The 20,058-nt window shown below is 53.6% G+C and carries 20 protein-coding genes and 1 pseudogene; 8 read left to right on the forward strand and 13 right to left on the reverse strand.

Annotated elements, in window-relative coordinates; genetic code table 11:
* Positions 1 to 53: 53 nt before the first annotated feature.
* Positions 54 to 2,087, forward strand: a complete 2,034-nt coding sequence (locus BN903_RS12475; RefSeq protein ID WP_048078039.1) for a DUF262 domain-containing protein — start codon at positions 54 to 56, stop codon at positions 2,085 to 2,087.
* 376 nt (positions 2,088 to 2,463) lie between these two features.
* Here the strand turns inward: BN903_RS12475 and BN903_RS12480 are convergent, their stop codons facing one another.
* Genes BN903_RS12480 through BN903_RS12490 form a run of 3 tightly spaced genes read right to left on the reverse strand, consistent with a single transcriptional unit; the run spans position 2,464 to position 4,375 of the window.
* Positions 2,464 to 3,126, reverse strand: a complete 663-nt coding sequence (locus BN903_RS12480; protein ID WP_048078040.1) for a ribonuclease H-like domain-containing protein — start codon at positions 3,124 to 3,126, stop codon at positions 2,464 to 2,466.
* Entirely contained in the window at positions 3,123 to 3,443 is a 321-nt protein-coding gene (locus BN903_RS12485) for a hypothetical protein (protein ID WP_048078041.1), read from the reverse strand. Before BN903_RS12485 ends, BN903_RS12480 begins: the two co-directional genes overlap by 4 nt.
* A 2-nt stretch (positions 3,444 to 3,445) precedes the next feature.
* Positions 3,446 to 4,375, reverse strand: a complete 930-nt coding sequence (locus tag BN903_RS12490) for a hypothetical protein (protein WP_048078042.1) — start codon at positions 4,373 to 4,375, stop codon at positions 3,446 to 3,448.
* Positions 4,376 to 4,685: 310 nt separating this feature from the next.
* On the opposite strand from BN903_RS12490, the gene BN903_RS12495 reads away from it, so the two are divergent.
* Entirely contained in the window at positions 4,686 to 6,080 is a 1,395-nt protein-coding gene (locus tag BN903_RS12495) for an ATP-binding protein (RefSeq protein ID WP_048078043.1), read from the forward strand.
* 158 nt (positions 6,081 to 6,238) lie between these two features.
* Here the strand turns inward: BN903_RS12495 and BN903_RS12500 are convergent, their stop codons facing one another.
* Both BN903_RS12500 and BN903_RS12505 read right to left on the reverse strand, forming a co-directional pair.
* Positions 6,239 to 6,889, reverse strand: a complete 651-nt coding sequence (locus BN903_RS12500) for a helix-turn-helix domain-containing protein (RefSeq protein ID WP_195155798.1) — start codon at positions 6,887 to 6,889, stop codon at positions 6,239 to 6,241.
* Positions 6,890 to 6,993: 104 nt separating this feature from the next.
* On the reverse strand, positions 6,994 to 8,019 hold the full coding sequence (locus BN903_RS12505) for a Cdc6/Cdc18 family protein (protein WP_048078045.1): 1,026 nt from the start codon (positions 8,017 to 8,019) through the stop codon (positions 6,994 to 6,996).
* 562 nt (positions 8,020 to 8,581) lie between these two features.
* Here BN903_RS12505 and BN903_RS12510 point away from each other — a divergent pair.
* The gene (locus tag BN903_RS12510) at positions 8,582 to 9,733 is read left to right on the forward strand and encodes a hypothetical protein (RefSeq protein WP_048078046.1); all 1,152 of its coding nucleotides are present in this window, start codon (positions 8,582 to 8,584) and stop codon (positions 9,731 to 9,733) included.
* A 53-nt stretch (positions 9,734 to 9,786) separates the two neighbouring features.
* On the opposite strand, the gene BN903_RS12515 is transcribed toward BN903_RS12510, so the two are convergent.
* Positions 9,787 to 10,857, reverse strand: a complete 1,071-nt coding sequence (locus tag BN903_RS12515; RefSeq protein WP_048078047.1) for a hypothetical protein — start codon at positions 10,855 to 10,857, stop codon at positions 9,787 to 9,789.
* A 105-nt stretch (positions 10,858 to 10,962) separates the two neighbouring features.
* The gene (locus tag BN903_RS12520) at positions 10,963 to 11,868 is read right to left on the reverse strand and encodes a hypothetical protein (protein ID WP_048078048.1); all 906 of its coding nucleotides are present in this window, start codon (positions 11,866 to 11,868) and stop codon (positions 10,963 to 10,965) included.
* A gap of 107 nt (positions 11,869 to 11,975) precedes the next feature.
* On the opposite strand from BN903_RS12520, the gene BN903_RS12525 reads away from it, so the two are divergent.
* Together BN903_RS12525 and BN903_RS16060 are read left to right on the forward strand one after the other, a co-directional pair.
* On the forward strand, positions 11,976 to 13,082 hold the full coding sequence (locus BN903_RS12525; RefSeq protein ID WP_228841101.1) for a hypothetical protein: 1,107 nt from the start codon (positions 11,976 to 11,978) through the stop codon (positions 13,080 to 13,082).
* Between the two features lie 232 nt (positions 13,083 to 13,314).
* Positions 13,315 to 14,292 carry a restriction endonuclease gene (locus BN903_RS16060; protein ID WP_079890664.1) on the forward strand — a complete coding sequence of 326 codons (978 nt, stop codon included), beginning with the start codon at positions 13,315 to 13,317 and terminating at the stop codon, positions 14,290 to 14,292.
* A 177-nt stretch (positions 14,293 to 14,469) separates the two neighbouring features.
* Here BN903_RS16060 and BN903_RS12535 read toward each other — a convergent pair whose 3' ends face one another.
* Both BN903_RS12535 and xseA read right to left on the reverse strand, forming a co-directional pair.
* The gene (locus BN903_RS12535) at positions 14,470 to 14,700 is read right to left on the reverse strand and encodes an exodeoxyribonuclease VII small subunit (RefSeq protein WP_048078050.1); all 231 of its coding nucleotides are present in this window, start codon (positions 14,698 to 14,700) and stop codon (positions 14,470 to 14,472) included.
* 42 nt (positions 14,701 to 14,742) lie between these two features.
* Positions 14,743 to 16,113 (reverse strand): exodeoxyribonuclease VII large subunit, encoded by a 1,371-nt coding sequence (xseA, locus tag BN903_RS12540; RefSeq protein WP_048078051.1) that lies wholly within the window; start codon positions 16,111 to 16,113, stop codon positions 14,743 to 14,745.
* A 180-nt stretch (positions 16,114 to 16,293) separates the two neighbouring features.
* On the opposite strand from xseA, the pseudogene BN903_RS12545 reads away from it, so the two are divergent.
* Positions 16,294 to 16,482: pseudogene (locus BN903_RS12545) on the forward strand (EamA/RhaT family transporter); the annotation flags it as partial.
* Positions 16,483 to 16,569: 87 nt separating this feature from the next.
* Here the strand turns inward: BN903_RS12545 and BN903_RS18170 are convergent.
* Entirely contained in the window at positions 16,570 to 16,731 is a 162-nt protein-coding gene (locus BN903_RS18170; RefSeq protein ID WP_228841102.1) for a hypothetical protein, read from the reverse strand.
* A 612-nt stretch (positions 16,732 to 17,343) separates the two neighbouring features.
* Here BN903_RS18170 and BN903_RS16950 point away from each other — a divergent pair.
* The gene (locus BN903_RS16950; RefSeq protein WP_154018137.1) at positions 17,344 to 17,919 is read left to right on the forward strand and encodes a hypothetical protein; all 576 of its coding nucleotides are present in this window, start codon (positions 17,344 to 17,346) and stop codon (positions 17,917 to 17,919) included.
* Between the two features lie 232 nt (positions 17,920 to 18,151).
* On the opposite strand, the gene BN903_RS17575 is transcribed toward BN903_RS16950, so the two are convergent.
* The 3 genes from BN903_RS17575 to BN903_RS12555 form a co-directional block, all read right to left on the reverse strand.
* On the reverse strand, positions 18,152 to 18,424 hold the full coding sequence (locus BN903_RS17575) for a hypothetical protein (protein WP_195155799.1): 273 nt from the start codon (positions 18,422 to 18,424) through the stop codon (positions 18,152 to 18,154).
* A gap of 165 nt (positions 18,425 to 18,589) precedes the next feature.
* Positions 18,590 to 18,811: a hypothetical protein gene (locus tag BN903_RS12550; RefSeq protein ID WP_048078053.1), complete on the reverse strand. Its 222-nt coding sequence runs from the start codon at positions 18,809 to 18,811 to the stop codon at positions 18,590 to 18,592.
* Between the two features lie 28 nt (positions 18,812 to 18,839).
* Complete coding sequence (locus BN903_RS12555) at positions 18,840 to 19,196, reverse strand: hypothetical protein (protein WP_048078054.1); 357 nt, start codon at positions 19,194 to 19,196, stop codon at positions 18,840 to 18,842.
* 114 nt (positions 19,197 to 19,310) lie between these two features.
* Here BN903_RS12555 and BN903_RS12560 point away from each other — a divergent pair.
* Positions 19,311 to 20,058, forward strand: a 748-nt coding sequence (locus tag BN903_RS12560) for a CBS domain-containing protein (RefSeq protein ID WP_195155800.1), incomplete at its 3' end; no start/stop codon positions are given.

Raw genomic sequence — 20,058 nt, forward strand, 5'->3', positions numbered from 1 at the left:
CTGGCATAGGGTCTGAGCCAAATATTTAGTACGGTCGAGATATGGTTACGGCTATGGATTCTGGGCCGTCAAGTGCGGAGATCTCCTCGGAACTCAAGAACACCGACTATACAGCAGGGGAGCTATTCGAGGGGAGCGTCTTCCGTATTCCTCATTACCAAAGGTTCTATTCCTGGGAAAGAGCAGAGTGGCTGGATTTCTGGCAGGATTTGTTCAATATAATCGGGAAGGAGCGCAAACACTACATGGGAACGGTCATCTGTAAGGCAGAGCAGAATCCGGTCCTGACACAGGATGAAATTCCGGATTTCCGTGCTTACGGGATTGTTGACGGACAACAACGATTCACTACGCTTGTGCTACTGATTCGGGCGATTGAGTCGATTTATAGAGATATTCCGTCCGAAGAACTGTCAGAGGAAGAGGAAGATATCTACGACAATATTCAAATCGAATCGAGCTGGAGACGCTTCGTCTCGGACTCAAGGATTGAGCGAACGGCGACCGAGAATCGATTCAAACTCCACCTTCAGGACGATGATGATGATATCTTTCGTAGTGTTCTTCGGGAGGATATCGATGAAACAGCTATTGAGACACCGTCTCAGGGGCGCATTGTAGATGCGTACCGGTTCTATCAGAACAAACTTGAGAGTCGGAAGGAGGAGCTGCCGATAGACGGATTTCTCAAAGAGATTGACACACTTCTCTCAACCATAGAGTCGCTCAGGTTCATCGCATACACCGTCGACGACCCAGAGGAAGCAACCCTGATTTTCGAGTCGGTGAATGACCGAGGCATCGGATTAAGTAAATTGGACAAAACGAAGAGCTTCCTTATGCACAAGGTGTATTTGGCTGAGCCAGGAGATAGTAGGCCAGTTGTTTCTATTGATGCCGTACAGGAGCGGTTCGGCCGGATCTATCGATGGATGCAGGATATCTCTGTGACTGATCGTGTTTCCGATATTGGGGAAGAGCAGATTCAGCGCTACCACTATATCGCAAATATCGATCGGTCCGTCAATTCGAATTATGTTCGATCGGAGACCAACCGCCGGAATAGGACTCTCCGGTCCGGGGCGACGGTATATTTGGGGGCCCTCAAGTGGCATTTCACGAATCTACAAGAAGGAAGCAGACCGGAACTGTACGGGGGACACTCACGAGGTTGTCTCGAGGAAATTGAAGAGTATACCGACAGTCTCACTCGATACTACTCCCACATGGAGAGCATCGGTTCGTATGGTACGTCGGGAGAGTATGACTCGGCAATCGACTGGGAGTTTAAGAAGATATTCGCACTTGACAGGCTAGGAAACTTCTATCCGCTACTACTGACTGTTTGGGATGAATTCACCGAGGGATTCATCTCGGAAGGGGAACTCCATGAAATCCTTCAACTTATTGAAATCGCCTCATTCCGGATTTATACCACTGTTAGCAGGTCAGATACAGGTCGTGGAAGATTCTACAAGCTTGCAAACAAGATCGCTACTGGCGAACGGAGTGCCGACTGGATTATTGATAGTCTCAAAGACGACATCCAGTCGAAAGCCAACGACTTTGAGGCATTACTTAGAGACCAGAACGCTTACCAGCGAATTAGGTACAAAGACCTCCGTTATCTGTTAATTTCGTACGAACTCTATCTCCGGTACGATGGCAAGGGGGGTGGAGAAATCAACGTTCAAAAAGCAGCGGAAAATGCTGGTAACGAATATACATTAGATCACATCTGGCCACGGGACACGGGCAAACTGGGGCTTTCTGAGGAGCAGGAAGAAGTCCACGAAGAGATCAAAGACAGTCTCGGGAACCTGACATTAACCACCGGGCCACGAAACTCAGCTTGGAAAAATCGCCCTTACCACGAGAAACGAAAGCTGGTTGATGAAGACGAATCCGGCTACTGGGACTCCGATTTCACCATGACTCGGAAGGTCGCCAGAGACTATGAGGAATGGGGAGAGGATCAGATCGAGAAGCGACTGGACGATATCATCGATTTCGCCAAACAACGGTGGAGTCTTGATGCAACCCAACGGGAACCGAAGGCGAATATCCGCCCACCAGAGGTGGAGTAATGGGCCGTACTGCTGAGATAGACGCTTGAGACTATCGACCGGCGACCGTACTCAGTCGCCCGGTACTACACCTAATCCACCTGTTTTTACAAGATTAGATTGTCTGGTAACTCGAATCAACCTCCACTCTGGGTGGATGTATCCCCCGCCCTCAACTGGCGCTATCACTGCCCGCTGCACAGTCGTCTTCGGCCGGTTGAGCGCGTACGTTCTGTGAACGGATTTCCGATGAATTAGCTCCGCAAACTCTCGTTAATAGTCAAGAAAGGTTAGGAGTAAGACGAGATTCATTCACCTCATCGGGTGTGAACTACTAGCTGTTCTCAGGTAGCGTGATTGTACAGCTGGAGAGGTACTCTCCCTGGAACGGCGTTGATCAGCGTGGTCGTCCCGATTCGATTGGCTCAAGCGATTTCATTGAGAAATCTGACTTCGAGCAGTACCGTTCTGCGAGCTCCATCAGCGCTCGGGTCCGTCGGATATCGGCGACGTTGTGGGTGATAAGTGGCTCGTACGCACCCTCTTCCCAGACTGTAACGGCCTCACCGCTGTCGGCGAATGGATCAACGTCATTCAATCCTGCCCCGACCAGCTCGCCGTAGACGCCGCTCAGCGAATCCTCGCTGGTATTGAACCGCTTCTCGAAGACGTCCATCACGTCGACGTACGGGAGCATCCCAAAGGGCCACTCGAGGCCGTGCGTACAGAATCGAGTTCGGAGAAATGGCAAGTCGAACCCACCGTTCCACCGCTCGCCGTTGTACGCGACGAGCTTTGCGTCACGCTGGGTGAGCGTTGACGTGACGAACGTCGCCAACTCGGTGAGAAGTTCCTGTTCGCTATCGTGGAAAGAGAGCTGGACCGGTGTCTGGAGGGTATTATTTACTTGCTCAGCCAAGCCTGTCGTCGGTGTCGACCCACCTGTATTGAGAAACACTCGTGACGAGACAGGCGAATCGAACCCAACTACTGTGAGTTTATCATCGGCCCCAAACCCCGTTGTCTCGATATCGAAGGCAATTGTCGTCAACTCGGTCATTTTGGCTCTCCAGTGCGACCTTCTTCTGGCGGCTGCTGCCGGTCGGGCTCAGCGTCCGAAATCCGCTGTTCAAGCTCTTCCAGACGCTCTTCGTGGTCTTCCAGCTTGGTCTCCTGTTCGAGATCGATGCTGAGAAGCGCCGGGAGGAGCGGGTTCTGGTGGTTCAACAGCCCACTCGCGTCGGCGTGCTCACGAGCGTACTCGAACAGTCGATCGAATCGCGGCTGGTCGCGACGCCGTAGTGCCCGGCGGAACTCCGTCCAGCGCTCTTCGATGGCCCGGAGCGCATCTCGGTACGTCGGGTTCGTACGCCCCATCGTTACCGACCCCCAGCTGCTGTCCACGCATCGAGCAGGGGATCTGTGGTGGCTGCGAGTGTCTCTCCCTTCGTTGTGACGCCCGTCCCGACAGCCTCAGATGTCGCGGATGCCGGCGTCGTCGGTTCGACGCCGACCTGCGTAGCGCGTGCTGTGAGCAGCTGCCGCCAGTAGGCGAACGTCGTCTGGTAGTACGCGCCATCGTCGACAGGGTAGACGAGTGTCTCGAACTCCTCGCCACGGATTCGCGGTCCCATCCGTGTTTGCTCACACTCGAGGTGGTGGTCAGCGACCGCCACGACCGGCTCGGTGAATTCGTCGATCGTACGCCGAGTAACGAGCACCGGGATGTCATACCCGTCGGCGTACGTCGCCAACCGAGTGAGTGTACGGGCCTGGAGGGTATTGGCGTGCCGGTCTCCGAGAGTGTCGTCGGCGCGGTACTGGGCATCGACAGCCGGCGCGACGATGAGCGAGGGAGTGTATGGTGATTCACCGTCGCCATCCGTTGGTTGCCCATCTTGTACATGGTTGTTGGCCGTCGACGCCTGGATGGACTGATTCACCGCCGCCGTGAGATCGCAGACAGCGCCGTAGTGCTGGTAGGCGGTGAACCCCCGTGCGACCTGGATACGATCAAGCAACCGTTGGCTGGGGGCGATCTGGGCGAGTGTTGTCGTCGTCGCGTGGCCGTTTGCGTCGACCCAGAAAGCAGGGCCGTCGTGGAGGAGGAGATGATCCAGCACGAGCGACTGTATGATCGGGACGCCGCGGCTCCCCTCCACGTCAAGCAGCGTGACGCCGTTATTGAGTGACGGGAGCAGCATCTCCTCCGTGGCTGGGTCGGCTTGATCAGCCAAGGTCTGATTGCGGTCAGCGCCTCGTGTCGGCTGTTCGGCCGTCATTCGATTCGACGGTGGGTGGTCTCCCATACTGGATAACTAGTCACTCTCTCAATAAGCGACGGCGCGGTGCTTCCGGACTTCCAGAAAGGAATCTATCAGACGCCAATTCGAACTCAATCACCGGATCTCCAAGAGTGGTAAACTGTTTCCAAGACTCTTTCCGAGGTGGCTATCGCCTTTGATCGCCGAATTAACCAACGTATCGGTATCTGCCGACAACTTGTTGGTTAATTCTGTTATTCGTTGTGCCGCACCTCGTCGATGATATCTCTAGATATGATACTCTAGAATATGATTATTCAGAATATTTTTATCTCACACTCACTAATCCAGCCCCATGACAGACTTCGTGAACCGCTCGGAGGAGTTAGAAAGGCTTCACGACCTTTTCGACTCGGAGACCGCGGATCTCGCTGTCGTGTACGGGCGGCGACGGCTGGGAAAGACAAGACTCGTCAAGAAGGCGCTTGAGGGCCGAAAGAACGCGGTCTTCTATCAGGCACGACAGAAGACGCGGGAGCTCCAACTGGAACAGTTCGTCGAAGCTGCGGCCAACACGTTTCCTGGTATCGAAGACATCCGTCCTGATTGGGAGCGCCTGTTCCGATATTTGGGCGATCAGAACGCGATCGTCGTGCTTGACGAGTTTCCCTACCTAATCGAACAGGACGAGAGTCTTCCGTCCGTGTTACAGGCGTTGTTTGACCATGAGTTCGACGAGTCGGCACCGACGTTCGTGCTGGTCGGGTCGTCGATCAGCATGATGGAGGAGGCGACGCTGCTCGGAGACAGCCCGCTGTACGGCCGGACGTCTCTCACACTCGACATTCGTGAACTCTCGTTCGACGCCGCGACGAAGTTTCTCCCGGACAATGTGACGGCAGACGAGGCCGTGCGTGCGTGGAGCGTGTTCGGTGGTGTTCCCTATTATCTTGAGGAACTCGACGCCGACCGGTCGCTCGGCGAGAACATCCAGCAGACGGTATTACATCGTCACGGGTCACTCCGGAACGAGCCCGAATACGTTCTCCGGATGGAACTGACAGAGCCGACGCGGTACTTCTCGATTCTCGAAGCGATCGCCGGCGGGGCGACAAGCCGCAACGGGATTGCTGGCGTGACGGGTATCGACTACAACCAGCTGTCGACGTATCTGGATCGCCTCTCTCGGCTCCGGCTCATCGAACGGCATGTGCCAGTGACTGAGAAACCTGAACGATCTAAGCGGAGCCAGTACCGACTTCGCGATCCCCTGTTCCGGTTCTGGTTCCGATTCTTGTCTGGGAGTGCAGATCGCTACGATCAGTTCGGTGAGGAGGCCTATGACCGACTCGTCGACCCCGAGCTGGCCGATTTTGTTGCTCCTGCGTTTGAGCAGTTGTGTTGTGAGGCGCTGTGGACACTGTACGACGACACGCCAATTGTAAACGTCGGGCAGTGGTGGTATCAGGACCACGAGATCGACGTTGTCGGGCTCACCGACGAAGACACGCTTGTGGTCGGCGAGTGTAAGTACCAGGCATCGCCGCTTGACTATAGCGCATTGGCGTCACTCGAGACGCATGTTGGGGAACTCCGATGGCAGCCGTCGGACGGCAGCACGCGCACTGTCGAATACGCACTGTTCTCCCGGAGTGGATTTACCGACAGCATGTACGACGCCGCCCGCGAGCGCGATAATGTCCGCCTCTACACGATCGACGACGTCGTCACCGCGCTTGGAGAGCGATGACCTGCGTGTGCTGCTTGGATTTCTGTGAATATTTGACTGCTTCCGAGAACGTTTCCAGAATCGTGTTCAGGCCGTCCTTGGATATTTAACCAACAACTGACCTTGGGGGAAGTCTGTTGGTTAATACGAGAGGGAACCCACGACTCAATTCGCGTTCGTCACACTGTGGTACGAGCGTCGATGTCCCTATCGTACTCGTCGGCGATAATCTCTAAGGCAGGCTCGTAGGCTGGACGATTCTCTATCATCTGGTCGACAGCGGTATCCAACGGGATCACGGGGTTGCCGTCGACCCACTCGGTATCGATATCGTTGGTCTTCGGGAACAACACGTAGTGGACGTTCCCGTTGACGTCGCTGGCGTCCGGGCGTTCGTTGATCGTCATGTCGATGCCAAACTGTTGGAAGAACCCAATCCACCGGTCGACATCACGGTCGTGAACTTCGATGAACACCGGATAGTCATCGTGGCTCCGTGCGATCTGATAGCCACCCTGCGTCCAGACGTACGCGGCGTCAATCTCCGTGTACGCGAACTCCATCCCAGCGAAGTGTGGGATGACATACGCGTCCTCTTGGGAGATGGGATCGCGGCTGTACAACGCAGCCGTCATCTCAGCGTACTGCTGGCGCATCTCGTGGTCAACGATCTGGAGTCCATTATCGGTATTGACGATAATATCTGCGTTTTCCAACCGCTCAATCCAGTCGTACACCCATGAGTATGAGATGTCGATTTTGCTCGCGATTCGATTAATCGAATCGCCACGCTGAATCGCTAAGACAATCTTCGAAGCTGTGGGGTCCATCAACTCGATCATTGCTAAAATTGTCTCTTGACTACGGTTGCGGTCTCGCTTCTAGTTATCTCTAAAGAGATATCACAATGTAGGCCTTCCGGCCAGATCGACTACTACATCGGCGACGCAGCCGCCGCATCGACGAGCGAGTACTCCCGATCCCGACTCGTACCCTCAGCTTCGAGGAGGTTGTACTGCGCCATCTTCGAGAGGTACGTGCGGACGGTCCGCTTCGTCCGTGGGTCGTCCACCTCCTCAGTATAACGCTCGTGGATCTCGCTCGGTCCGAGTGGACCGTGGTCGCGAACGACATCGTAGACGACTCGTTGGTGTGGGGTGAGAGAATCGAGGCTCTTCTGCTTGATCTGGGCCCGAGCGTCCTCGGCCGCATCGACGAGGTTGTCGTCGGTGATACGGTCACAGTTCTCCCGATCAGCGGTGCTGGCTGCGCTTCGAAGCATCCCGATGGCGAGACGAGCATCGCCAGCGGCGGCATCAGCAATTTGGTAGAGCTGCTCGTCGCTGATGACGTCATCCTCAAGCCCCCACTTCGTGCGAGCACTCAGGATATCGTAGAGTTGCTCGTTGTGGTACTTGTCCATCCGGACGTGTTCGCTGGAGCGGAGGCGGCTCACAAGACGGTCGTCGACGCGGCTGAACAGCTCTTCTTCTTTGTTCGCGATACAGACGACCGCGAACTGTGGCAGGCTGTGGAGGTCGTAGATGACGCTCGGGTCTTCGAGTTGATCGACCTCATCGAGAATGACCACGGTTCGCGGACCGTCGTACTGTTGGAGCCGGTCGATAAGCTCGTCGTGGGGTGTCGACTGGCGGTGGATATCGATCGTCGCGCCGATGTCGTCCAGAATCTGGTACAGCGTCCGGAAGCGGCTGTAGTTCCGCCAGCAATTGACGTAGGTTGCCTCGACGTCGAGGACTTCTTCTCGGAGGCGCTCGGTAACGAACTTCGAGACACAGGTTTTGCCGACGCCGCTTGGACCGGTGACGATGGCTGTGTCAGCTGGTTCGCCGTTTGTGATCGGTTCGAGAACGCTCGAGAGATGGTTCACCTCGGCGTCGCGATGCTCGACTTCTCGAGGGACGAACCCGGCGCGAAGGACACGAGCATCACGGATCATCTGTCGGTGGGTAGCTGTTGTCCGGGGAAGTCATAAAGGTGTGACTGGGTCGGTTCCGGAAACATCCCATTTAGTCCCCTCGAACTTAACCAAATCCTCGCGCAGTAACACGATTGCTGTTTGTGGAAATCCAAGTTTTCCGGGATTTCCGGAATCAGGTTACGGGCAGGAACTGGTAATACTGGGATTTTGACACCCGTCGGCTTCGTGTTCACTCCAAGGGATGGGATATACTCCGTTGTCAGCACGATTTTGACAGTCTAACTCGTCCATCAAGTACTCCTGGGACAGCTCCTCACAGTACTGCTGGATAAAACTGAGAAGCCATCGCGATTCCAACAACGAATCGTGACTCGACCCGGTCATGACCAAGAGCCAGTAGTGTGTGCGTGGGGCGGGGACGGCGTGTTTACCCGGATTGTAGTCGATGGGACAGAAAACGGACCGACAGATCCCCTTCCGACGTGGTGTGACCAATTCCTCGATAACTGAGAGAAGTCAACAAAGCAGCCACAGTAGCTGGGTAGTTTTGTAAGCATGGACTCTCCAAATGAACTAATAGATGCCAAACACTGCTCTTGAAGCAAATCTCCGCGGTATCGGAGACGGTGCCAGACTGGAACAGTTGGCGGCCGACCTCCTAGGTCGAGATGGATACGATGTTGATCCAACTGGCGTGAGGGGTCCGGACGGCGGGCGCGATGCACTTCTTGAGCGCTCGGGGAAATCTGGCGTTCTCCACTGTAGTGTGACCTCGAGTAATATCGAGGAGAAGATTCGTTCGGATGCAGAGTCAGCTGCTGACTACCCGGAGAAGTTCGATTTGTTCATATTTGCTACCACCACGGAGATAGCCGGCGTCAAACGTGACCGATTAGAGTACGAATTAGCGGATACGTACGGCTGGCGCGTCCATATCATGGATTTTGCTCGATTGAGAAAAGATCTGATGGATGTCGACAACTACGATCTCGCCCAAGAACATCTCCATGTCGCTCCTCAGAATGCTCTCGACGACCCAGAACAGGATGTCGACGAATTATATGACAGTCAAATAGATCGATTACGGGAACGCCAGTCTCGTCACGGTGAAATAGTAGATGAAGAACCGATTGTGGCTGTCCATGTCATTCCTGTTGAGTCGGTTTCGGATCCTCCTGGAATGATTGCAACCGACCTCCCTGGCCCACCAAAATTCCGATCACGGTCGGCTGGTACCGAAGGTTTCGGTGATTTCGCAATTACAGCTCCGTACACGGAACTGTCAGAAGGGAAATTTTCTGAATACGTCTGTTTAGACGGCAATGGATGGGTAGAAGCTGTAACAACCAAGCTGACTATAGAGCGGAACGGGAGGCACGGGATTGCGTGGTTCATCGATAAAGAGATTGTCTCTCTAATGGACCGCCTCCGAGAAATGTACCAGACTGCGGGCATCTATCCGCCGTTGTACGTTTATATCACGATAATCGATGCGGAGAACTATCCGATTGAAAAACCGCAGTCAGTTTTCGGACCAGATACCACCCGTCCGATCAACGAGAATGTCTTCCAATTAAAGCGGGTGAGGATTGAAGATCTGGACTCTAATATCGCGTTGGCCCTCCGCGAACCACTCTATCAGCTCTGGAACCGTTGTGGCTGGCGAAACGGTTCGATACACTACTCGCAAAATGAGGATGGTTCTATTGAGTGGGAGCCATATAATTCCTAAACGGCCCTGTTGAACCGTGTATCCATACAAAACCAGTAGAATAGAAAACGCTTCTATTCTGGTTGTTTCTCGTCAATACCGAAGAGTTGAGATTTTGCGTGCATTTCTCCTCTGATGGCTTTTTGCGCTGCTGTAACGGCATCCTGTAGATTACTGTCTCCCTTCAAATGCGAGACCGCCTCCTCTGGAGTAGTCACACCAATTCGATACTCCGCACTGTTTACGTACGAATTGAGTGTTCGAGCCTTCATGATGGAGAATAATAGATTCTTGCTCAAGACCTCAAAGTCGATATCCATAATTTGTACCCCAAATCGAGAGTGGATTCCGTGGATGAGGTCATTTCTGTACTTCCACGCTTCACGAATCACCTCTTCTTCTTCCGGGGTAAGTAGTGGCGTGATATTATCGATTTTATTGGAGAATCCGCAGTGCATATACGACTTCTTGATTTCCTTGTCGTTTCTTTGCTCCAAGTGGTATCGGTTTACCAGCTCGACGATTTCTTCGTCAACAATTGAGTACGCCACAAACAGCGGTGCGTACACCGTTTCGTAGAATTCGCCCTGTTGAAACGGATCTGAATCATCATTCCAGTACTCATGCCACTCTTCGATCTCGTCGCTCTTCGCGAGGAGATTCAAAATCGCTGCAAACAATCTTGGTGCAATATCTGTTGGGCTGCCCCCGAGTCCTCGAGCAGATGGTTCAGAATCGAGGATGGGGAGGGTCATTTCGTCCTGATAAGTGATGTTCAGAGTTCGCTCCATCCCTGGTGACAGCCGATACACGGGGAGATATTCATCTGATCCGTATAGCGACCCCACTTTCTCCATTCCGAATTCTTCCTCTACACGCCCGAAATTTAGCAATATTTGGACATTCTGTCCGTCATCGAGGGTTGGCAGCTTGGTGAGGGTAGGGATCACTTTGTCGACATTCCGATATCCAGACCCAAGGTGTCTGTATTCCCACCGACTCGTTCCTTCCTCGCTTGTCACATACCGTATGACATACTCTGTCTCATCATCGCAGATCTCTGAATGGGGGACGCGACCATGTCGGGCACCTTCTACGTAGCGTATATCATATCCATCATTGTCCCGTTTGTACTCAATATCCATCGTACTCTGCGAATCTATTGTGTAAAAGGGTTATATAAGCACCCGCTGCGTCTCTCTTGTGACATTTGCTCTCGATAGATGTCGGAAGATTAGACGGTGGCCGGCTTAGCGTTCCAGTGCTTCTCTGAGGTCACTTCCAGGAGAGCCAAAGATGTCGTCGAACTCATCAGGTTGGTCCGCTGTAAATGTTCGAAGTTCTTCTCGAGATGTAATCTCGTATTCGAGCGCTAGGTAATCCTTGGTCGCCGCTCCAATTCGAGGAAGCTCGGCGAGATCGTCCTCGTATTCTAGCTGATGCGCTTCCAACCACTCGTGAGACTGTTCAAGGGCTTCCTCGGGAGTCAACGAATCATCAGGTCCCGCTTCGATTGAGCGGCCTTTCCGATACCAGGCGTTCCGCTCTGCTTCTGGTGCGTTGCACGCGATTGTAGTACTCCCGTCCGGTGCCGGGCTGATGGTGAGGTTGAAACGGCCGTTTGAAACCCATCGAATCCGGTTTGACGACGCCTCCACGAGGTCCCATCCAGTGAATGAGTCCTTTGGATTCAGCTGCTGTAGCGGGCCTGTATCACCGAAGGAACCCCCCGACGAGAAGCCATCGAGATGGTTTGTCGCGATACTGGAGACGATATCGCGGTCCACACCGGTATCTTTGGAGATGTCAATCGGATCTGCTGTCCCCAGGAAGTCGTCGACCCTTGTGTATCCTGCTTCAGCAAATGCTACGAGCCGCTCGCGATTCATTAGGTCCTCGTGATGTAGCTGGTCATCGATCCCAGTTTCCTTGAGGTGGTGAAGATACTCTTGGGCGACCGAGTCCTCGAAGCGGACGTTTCCAGCATCGACTCTGTTCGATTTGAGCGCTTCAATGAGTTTTGAGAGGGAGTGTGGGGATTTGTACAGCGGATCCCACTCTTCCTCGTCGTCGTCAAATACCTCTAAGTCGGTTTCTGGTTTGAAGTAGATCGGTCGATTAGCGTGAGCAAATTCGAGAAGTGAGACTAACACCATTCTTACTGATGGGTGACTGACTCTCGGATTAAATAGATATCTCTCAGTCGAGCGGCTCAATAGGGACATTATTCTATAGGGCCCGGTGCTAAACTGCGACAACCAGTATGCCGTTCTTAGCCCTCCACGACGGTACCGAGGTCATCCCGAATCAGGTACAGAAAGGGGATTTCCTCGAGTGTCCGAAGTGCGGGGATCAATTAAAAATTCGCGACTCCCATCGCCGGAAGGGGTCGTTCGTCGCGCAGCATTTCTACCACGCTGCTGAAGAGGAGACGGGCTGTGGCGGTGAATCTCCACCTCATTTGCGGATGAAGTCGATCGCGTATTCGAAGCTCACGACCGAGTATCCCGACGCCACAATAGGACTAGAACAGCAGCTGGGTGACCGGCGTGCCGATATTCTCGTTGAGTTTCTACAGCCTCGGTTCCCGGAGGGTCGCGGCATCGGCGTCGAAGTACAGCACAAACACGAGGACAAGGATGTCGACGCAGTAACCGCTGAGTATCTCGCTGCAGAGTACAGCGTCCTCTGGTTGGGTGAAAGGGACTTCTCCGGATTCAACGTAGACCTCTCTGGCATTCTTCCGACCTGGCCCCACGCGATCCAACACGACTTTAGCGACGGGTATCACGGCGTCATCTACTGGCTACGACAACCAAAACCAGCTAATCCCTCGATAGACGTCTTCCTCCCGCGAGAATATTTAGCTGAACACAGCGAGGATCTTCGTCGAGCATGGGAGTACGGGAAGTTCGATCAGGGAGGCCAATCGGACTGGAACGACCTCGGATTCTGGTGGTTGAGTGCATCATATGACCCGTACCAGAAGTGGTTCAAACTCACCGAGACGCCTGATGGACGGACGATGCTTCAACTCGGAAAGCAGGTCCGCGGTACTGAATACGTTCTCGCTCCAGTTCAGATTGAACACTCTCGGAATCGGGGGAGGGTTCACAGCTTGGCATACGAGGTTGAATCAGCAGATACCTCCGCTGGCGAATGGGCAGATATCGAAAAGGCGTGGCTGGAAACCGGATTACAGAGCACTTCAGTTATCTTCAAGCTCGTTGCAACCCCGAGCGGGGAGCTCGCTCTATCGTTGGGCAAGTACAAGGAACACAGCGACGACGGCGAGTTCATTACCGTCTCTACCGAGTTCCAGCGTAATCTCAAAGAGAGCCTCCACGAGCTCGCTAACCTTCTGGGGTGACCTGACTCGCCCCGAAAAACCCACCCACAACGGTAAATGGAGGAGACTCACCTATCATTCAGTACAGGGAACTCACAGACCAATGAAGAACGCCGGCCTCTCCACACTATCTCAGAAACGGCGTACAAGATACAGAGTAGATTTAGAACGCCACAGACACTAAGGGTTTCAACACAGTCGGTAGAAACGTTCACAAGGGCTTACTTTCGTGGCATTAGAACACAATAGATACATGAATGATAAATACAGAGCCGAAGAACTCCTCGAACGGGTGGAGAACGGCGAGCGCTCACGCGAACTAGTCGAGGAGCTCAATAACCTTCGAGATACGGAAAATGACGATGCTCGTGATCTGATCGCCATTGGTTTGTATACGATACTCGCTGAGGAACCCCATCTCTTTGTTCGGAACCCTGACGATCTTTTTGACGATCTTCACTCGACCGATGAGGTAACACCTACCAGTGCACGTATTACCTTCTCTTGGGTAGCAGAAAACCCACCAGACAAGCTAACGGAATATATTGATCCGGAACTACTTGAACTCCTCAATCATCGAGACGACCTGATTCGAGGTTCAGCATGTCGCATTCTTGCTCATTTTGCGGGAACTGACGTTAATACAGTTGAAGGCACAGCCGTCGGTCTTAGGCACCTCCTCAAGGACGAGAATACAGTAGTACAGGGGCATGCTTGCCTCGCACTTGGTCACTTAGAGGATGAAACCGCTCTCCAACAGATCAAGCAACTCCAATTAAGTGATTCGCAATACACTCGTGCTGTTGCCGAGTGGGCGACGGAGAAAATCCAAACCAGCGGGAAACGTGAGTCGATCCGATGGAAGCATAAAGACCTGTTTGAGTGTGAGCCCGTCGAGTTTGAACAAGTAGTTGCGGCCCTTTGGTCTGAGATGGGGTATTCGACTAAGGTGACTCAACGGGTGAAAGATGGTGGTTATGACGTTGATGCAAGGAACGGAGACGAGCGAATTCTGATCCAAGCAAAACGCCATCAGAACCGGGTTGGAGTCAAAGCGGTCAGGGAAACTGCGGGCCTGCTGGAGATCGAGGATGCTGATCGGGTCGTAGTCGTAACGAGTTCTAGCTTCACCAACACCGTTGAGAAAACCGGTCGGATTGAGCTTCTCGATGGAAAGCAACTATGTGACCTTTTAACTGCTCATAACATCCCGCGAGACGAATACTCGTGAAACGCTTGCGCTCTGTATTCAACACGGCTCTTTGAAGTCATCCGTTGATTGGTAGGTATCCGAGCGGTCAATTCGCACTCTTCAGCGACCAGTCGGTTCAGGAGAGAATATGTCTGAAGAATAGTATTTCAACAGAGCCGATTTCTCTTAACACGGACGTCCCGACCGTTTTCGACCTCAGTCTTGAGTGGCGGATTCGCTGGCCTCAATATTGGCGTCTTCACCGTCGATTTCGATGATGTCGCCGTCACCGACGTCCAGCGCGTCACGAAGCTTCTCGAGATGGTCGTCTGCTTCCTCACGAAGCTCTTTCGCGGTGGTGAGATCAACCTCCCCATCTTCGAGCGTCTCGGCGATCTCTTCAAGTCGATCGATGGTCTCGGCGATATCGATATCGGCGTCAGTCATGGCCGATACTCTCTCGGAACGAACTTGAATATCCTGCTCTCGTCACAGGACTCCGACTGCCCACAGTGCGACACCGAGCAGTAGCAACCCTACGAGAACAAGAATAATTATGCGAAGCTGCTGGGCTTCCTGCTTTGCTTCTCGAACATCCGTGTCCGTCTCGATGTCTCGATACGCCTCTTCGATCCGACGTTCGAGTGTCTCGGTTTCCTGATCGACGTATGTCTCGTACGCCCGATCAATACGAGTCTCAAGTCCCCCAATGCGTCCCCGAGCTGCCCGCACCGTAACGGCCTCTGTCTCTGCGGTGTGTTCGATATCTTGGAGTGCCGTCTCGATTCTGTCGTCGATTTCACTGAGGCGTGATCCTGTCAGTGTCGTGTAGGCGGTATCGATCCGCTGTTCGAGATCGGCTGCTCGCTGGAGACGTGCTTGCCGGGTTTCTACCTCACGTTCGAGCCCGATGACTGCGTTTTCGATCCGCCGACTGAGCGCGTCAAGTTGCTCGCTGACGACTGTTTCGTACCCAGTCTGGAGCCGACGTTCGATAGTGTCGACCCGCTCTCGGATGGTGCTCATATCAGGTGTCGCCACAATTCCTGCGTCTGTCGGCGTCATCGCCGCTTGGTCTGCGACATCTTCGGCGAGGGTCTCATCGTCTTCGTGGCCTACAGCGACGACTGTCGGGGTCGCACAATCGGCGATGGCTCGAACGACTGGTTCCTCGTTGAAACACCAGAGTGTGTCGTCTGCGCCGCCACCACGCGTGACGACAATCGTGTCGATATCCGGGTCTCGGTCTGCCTGCTGAACCGCTCCAACGATCGATGTGGCGGCGTTTGTGCCCTGGACTGTCGCTCCAAAGAATGTGAGCGTCACCCCCGGTGCGCGTCCCCAGGTGGACTCACGGAAGTCCTCTCGGGCAGACCCAGTCAATGAGGTGATAACCCCGATATTTGAGGGAAATGGTGGCAGTGGCTGTTTTCGATCCGAATCGAAGAGGCCCTCCTCATTGAGTTCGGCACGCAATGCCTCCAATTCTTGTGATCGATCGGAGTCGCCAACTGGCCAGTAATTTTTTACGTTGAGTTGTGTCCGGCCGCCGTCTGCGTAGAAATCGACGTTTGCCCGGACGATGACCTCCTCGCTTTCGGTGATGCTCTCGTCGATGCGGTCGCGATAGGACGACCACACGATACACTGGATCGTTTCCTCGCTGTCGACGTCTCGGAGTGTGAAGAACGTCCCGTAGCCCTTCGCTGTGGCGTCCGATACTTCGCCGACGACGTACGTTGGAAACCGCTCTGCGGCGGATTCCAAGGTTACAGCAATTTCGTTGTTGAGTCGAGACACGGACCAGACCGGTTCATCTATTTCCACGTGCCCACTTCCGGTATCATCGTCGGCGGCCATTCGAATCGGCCTATGATGTCGGGTGGTTTAGTTTATTGGCTCCCTCGAAGTCCGGTAGTTGTCTGAAGATTGTAGCTGTACCACACCGCTCTGTCGACGCCATCGCCAAGCGCATCCAGATGCTCGGATTGCCGGGGTGGTTCGACGCATATTTCGCCGTTGGCGACGACCTCTTGATGAATGAGTTGTTACCGGACGGCTGGCCACTTCTTGTTGCTGTGTACCGTCTGGGGAACGGCGTTCATGGTGACTGACGTCGGTCTCGCCGATCTCCTCGCGGTACCGTTCGCAGTCGTGCGCTTTGATGTCGCTGCCGCGCTGCTGTTCGCCGCCGTTCTCGTCTCTGGTGGGGATGTCCGTCCTCGGACTCTTCTGGTTTTAGTTTCACCCTCCTTAACGAACTCTTTTGTTTGTCTTTGACGGTGTGACAGTATGCGACGATACGGTATCATTCTGCTACTTATCATTGTAGGCGTGGCCGCTGGCACTACGGCTACAACGGGTCAACAAGTCCAAGATAGAGGTCCCGAAAATTGTATAGATGCTTTTACAGCCCAACAGTGGGAGTCGGCTCAGCTGACGGGAGAGATACGACTCGCTGAGGATGACACAGTCCAAATCACATACGATGGCCACGGTGAATTGACCACATTCGAGGTTGACCCACCGGCTGCGGCCACTGTTGTCAACACGACTGGGTTCTCGAAGACTGCGGATGGGGCCTACACCTTTGGTGGACGGCAGGCAACGCCGACCCTCACGTATCGCTTGCAAACTGGATTATCCACCAATGAATCTTATGCGAGTGGTGAATCGTGGCTTCATACACCGCTCCCTTCGTACACTCAGACCCGCGTCCACCACACTACCCCCGAAGGCGGCCACGTTGGTACGCAATTCGCGTATCTTGGAAATTATTCAGCTGTAACGCTTCAAGATGGATGCCACGAAGTCACGGGTATCATCGCTGATGAGAGCCGGTCGGCGGTTGACAGTGAGCAAATTGAGCGGCAGCTCCGATACGCGATGACTGAGTACGATGTTGGACACCGTTACAGCAAGACAACTGTATTCGTAACACCGGGAAAAGTCGATCCCACTTCTAGTGGTGAAGCACACAAATCGGACGCGTGGGCGTCCAGTCGACATGGGCCATCGAATACCACCCATATCGTACTCCACGAGTACTTACATACGAGACATTCGTTCGGTGATGCTTCACTGGGCGAGATGAGCTGGTTCAATGAGGGGACAACGGAGTACATGTCCCTACGACTAATGCTGGGCGCCGGGACACTTTCTCCACGAGAATACAACAACCGATTGGAGAACGCCGCAGGGGGCCGTGCTGTCCTATCGAACCGGTCAACGTGGACCAATCATCGTGTCCCATACCAGCGGGGAACGATGTTTAATGCACATCTAGACTACCGTATCCGAAACGCTACAGACGGCGAGAGTACGCTCAAAGATGTCGTCGCTGTCGCGAACGCTAAACAGGGGAGCCAGTTCCTCCCGTCTGAACGTGCGGTATTCGATATTGTCGCAAATGTTTCTAATACAGACACAGCTGCATGGGCAAACGGCACTGTAGATAGCAGCCAGCCTTTCAAAGTTTTACCAGTCCAACAAAAGACCACCCCTGAGTGGGAGCACCGTCTCTCAATCGCTCGCGAAAATCTAAGCGAACAACCTCTGCTTGGTGTCTTCTTTGGATTGTTGCTTGGGATTCTGATGATGATAATTTCCGAAGAGTACGGTAATGACTCGGAGGATGACAGGCCAGAAAAATCAGAAAACAGCTAGTTGGTAGGCGGTTAAGTCATCTATTAATGAAGGTGCTCATTAGGGTATCTGGATCTGTCAATACGCGCTGCGAGAGTGGATATTGGTTCTGTAGGGCCGGGACTGACTGGGTGAAGCCACTCACGTCGCATCTCCCCGAGAATAACCTGAATCGGCTCTGTTGAAATCCTATTCTTCAGACATAACGTGAGATGAAACAGCCGGTCGACGGGAGCTGCGAAACTGAACGCCGTCAGTGTCTGCGGGCGCGCCTACGTACTGTTATCGCTCCAAGCAACCCGAAAATGGTCGTTCCCCCAGCAATCACACTTAGCAAAAATGAATTATAAAGAACCGAGAGCACAGCGGCGGTAATGCCTACTAATGTGATCTCGATTGCGAATAGCATCTCTCTCAGATCGCTCATAGCAGTTTCTAAGTAGAATAACTTGCCATATTTATCGTATCCTTCTTCGATCTTACATCCTTCGTCTGTATTGACCGCAACCGGATTGGAATATATCACTTTCTGAGGATTTCAACAAAGCCCCTGAATCAATATGGAGGTACCCGTCTGCCTGAGAGGTACTGGGACTAGCTCTGACGCCGAATAATATTGGTGAAGGGTCGTACTGCCTTCTGGTCACTTGTCCGGCTTCGTACCAGTTTGCAGATTCTCGCGGTACTCAGCCTACGCCTCGTACATTTTGATCTGCTCATCTTTCGCCATTGCCTCGTCGATATCCGGATCAAAGAATGGTAACTCTTCTTTCTCGGACATTGTCATAACTTGGCTCAGGGGGTAGAGCTCAGTGTAGTAGTTTTCTAGGACCCATTCCTCACCATGATCTTCGGCAGCTTCGGCAATGAATGGGGCTGCTTCCGGGTACTCGTCAGTAAGGGTATCGGGCATTGTGGACTGTAGTGGGAAGGTGGCCAGCCTACGCGTCGGTGAACTCAGCAAGCGAGTGGTTGGGACTGCTGTGGTTCCACCTTCCGATCTGAATGAGATCGAAGGTCTCGATGTCGTCTTCGACAGCGGCGTCCAGAGTGGCAGTAATATTGACAGGGAGACTGTCGACACGGATCGCCGTCACTGGGTGACCTCCCAGTTTGTAGCCGGTTGCGAGACTCGTGGGGGAGACGATGATTACCGCATCACCATCGACAGCCTCGAGGGTGAGTTGGGCATCCCGATGCTGGAAGACGTTCGCATCCAACTCATCGACGGGGAAGAGACAGGCCGCCGTCCCGTAGTCAACACTTTCCCCCGCCGAATAGAAATGCCCCTTGGACATAATCAAATTGTATTATATGTCCCAGAAACATTAATATTGCGGTACAAAGCAATACCAAGTCATACAGCTCGGGCGGCCCGTAGCTTGATTATTCAGCCCGTTTCACCACCGTGTGTGGCTCGAACCCTGTACGAGAGCACCGCGGCAGAACTCGCAACTGGCTCTGTTGAACACGCTTCGTACGATATCGCACCGGGTGCTGCTGCCGAGTGGCTCGTGACGAACGGCTACGATGCGGCACCAGTCGACCGGGACGGCGATCCAGTTGGATTCATCCACGAAGCCGACATCGACACCGACGATACTGGTGACACACTCGAGACGGCGCTCACGCCGCTCACTATCGACTACATGATCAGTGGCGACACATCGTTTGCGGAAAGTCTCGAAGCTCTAATCGAAGAGCAGGTCTACTTCCTTGGCGGTCACAACCGGATCACTGGCATTCTGACCCGCGCGGATCTAAACACACCACCTGCGCGGATGTATCTCTTCGATAGGATCACGTACTTGGAAGAACATCTGCGAGAACTCATCTCGGCGGAGGTTTCCGATTGGAAGCAGACTCCTGTGGGTACCGACAAAATCGATGGTATCGAAGCCCGGTATGCGGATGCCAAAGCCGCTAACGTGGAATTGTCAGAGATCCACTACGCCCAATTTTCGACACTCAGTACGATTGTGTCGAGCGTCGAGGCCTGTTGGCAAGCGTGCGGGTTTTCAACTACAGGTGAGGCACAATCGCGGCTTCACGATATTACGGAACTCCGGAACGATGTCGCCCACGCTAATCTCCTCGTTGAGAACACGGACAGTGATGAGTTTCTGAGTAGCGGCCGGACGACTGAGAATTTGTATACTC

Source organism: Halorubrum sp. AJ67 (genome assembly GCF_000513435.1).

What these genes read in the sequence shown, in the direction of transcription:
- BN903_RS12475 (WP_048078039.1), top strand. Translation starts at nt 54, where the DNA reads ATGGATTCTGGGCCGTCAAGTGCGGAGATCTCCTCGGAACTCAAGAAC.
- BN903_RS12480 (WP_048078040.1), bottom strand. Translation starts at nt 3,126, where the DNA reads ATGACCGAGTTGACGACAATTGCCTTCGATATCGAGACAACGGGGTTT.
- BN903_RS12485 (WP_048078041.1), bottom strand. Translation starts at nt 3,443, where the DNA reads ATGGGGCGTACGAACCCGACGTACCGAGATGCGCTCCGGGCCATCGAA.
- BN903_RS12490 (WP_048078042.1), bottom strand. Translation starts at nt 4,375, where the DNA reads ATGGGAGACCACCCACCGTCGAATCGAATGACGGCCGAACAGCCGACA.
- BN903_RS12495 (WP_048078043.1), top strand. Translation starts at nt 4,686, where the DNA reads ATGACAGACTTCGTGAACCGCTCGGAGGAGTTAGAAAGGCTTCACGAC.
- BN903_RS12500 (WP_195155798.1), bottom strand. Translation starts at nt 6,889, where the DNA reads ATGGACCCCACAGCTTCGAAGATTGTCTTAGCGATTCAGCGTGGCGAT.
- BN903_RS12505 (WP_048078045.1), bottom strand. Translation starts at nt 8,019, where the DNA reads ATGATCCGTGATGCTCGTGTCCTTCGCGCCGGGTTCGTCCCTCGAGAA.
- BN903_RS12510 (WP_048078046.1), top strand. Translation starts at nt 8,582, where the DNA reads ATGCCAAACACTGCTCTTGAAGCAAATCTCCGCGGTATCGGAGACGGT.
- BN903_RS12515 (WP_048078047.1), bottom strand. Translation starts at nt 10,857, where the DNA reads ATGGATATTGAGTACAAACGGGACAATGATGGATATGATATACGCTAC.
- BN903_RS12520 (WP_048078048.1), bottom strand. Translation starts at nt 11,868, where the DNA reads ATGGTGTTAGTCTCACTTCTCGAATTTGCTCACGCTAATCGACCGATC.
- BN903_RS12525 (WP_228841101.1), top strand. Translation starts at nt 11,976, where the DNA reads ATGCCGTTCTTAGCCCTCCACGACGGTACCGAGGTCATCCCGAATCAG.
- BN903_RS16060 (WP_079890664.1), top strand. Translation starts at nt 13,315, where the DNA reads ATGAATGATAAATACAGAGCCGAAGAACTCCTCGAACGGGTGGAGAAC.
- BN903_RS12535 (WP_048078050.1), bottom strand. Translation starts at nt 14,700, where the DNA reads ATGACTGACGCCGATATCGATATCGCCGAGACCATCGATCGACTTGAA.
- xseA (WP_048078051.1), bottom strand. Translation starts at nt 16,113, where the DNA reads ATGGCCGCCGACGATGATACCGGAAGTGGGCACGTGGAAATAGATGAA.
- BN903_RS16950 (WP_154018137.1), top strand. Translation starts at nt 17,344, where the DNA reads ATGAGCTGGTTCAATGAGGGGACAACGGAGTACATGTCCCTACGACTA.
- BN903_RS12550 (WP_048078053.1), bottom strand. Translation starts at nt 18,811, where the DNA reads ATGCCCGATACCCTTACTGACGAGTACCCGGAAGCAGCCCCATTCATT.
- BN903_RS12555 (WP_048078054.1), bottom strand. Translation starts at nt 19,196, where the DNA reads ATGTCCAAGGGGCATTTCTATTCGGCGGGGGAAAGTGTTGACTACGGG.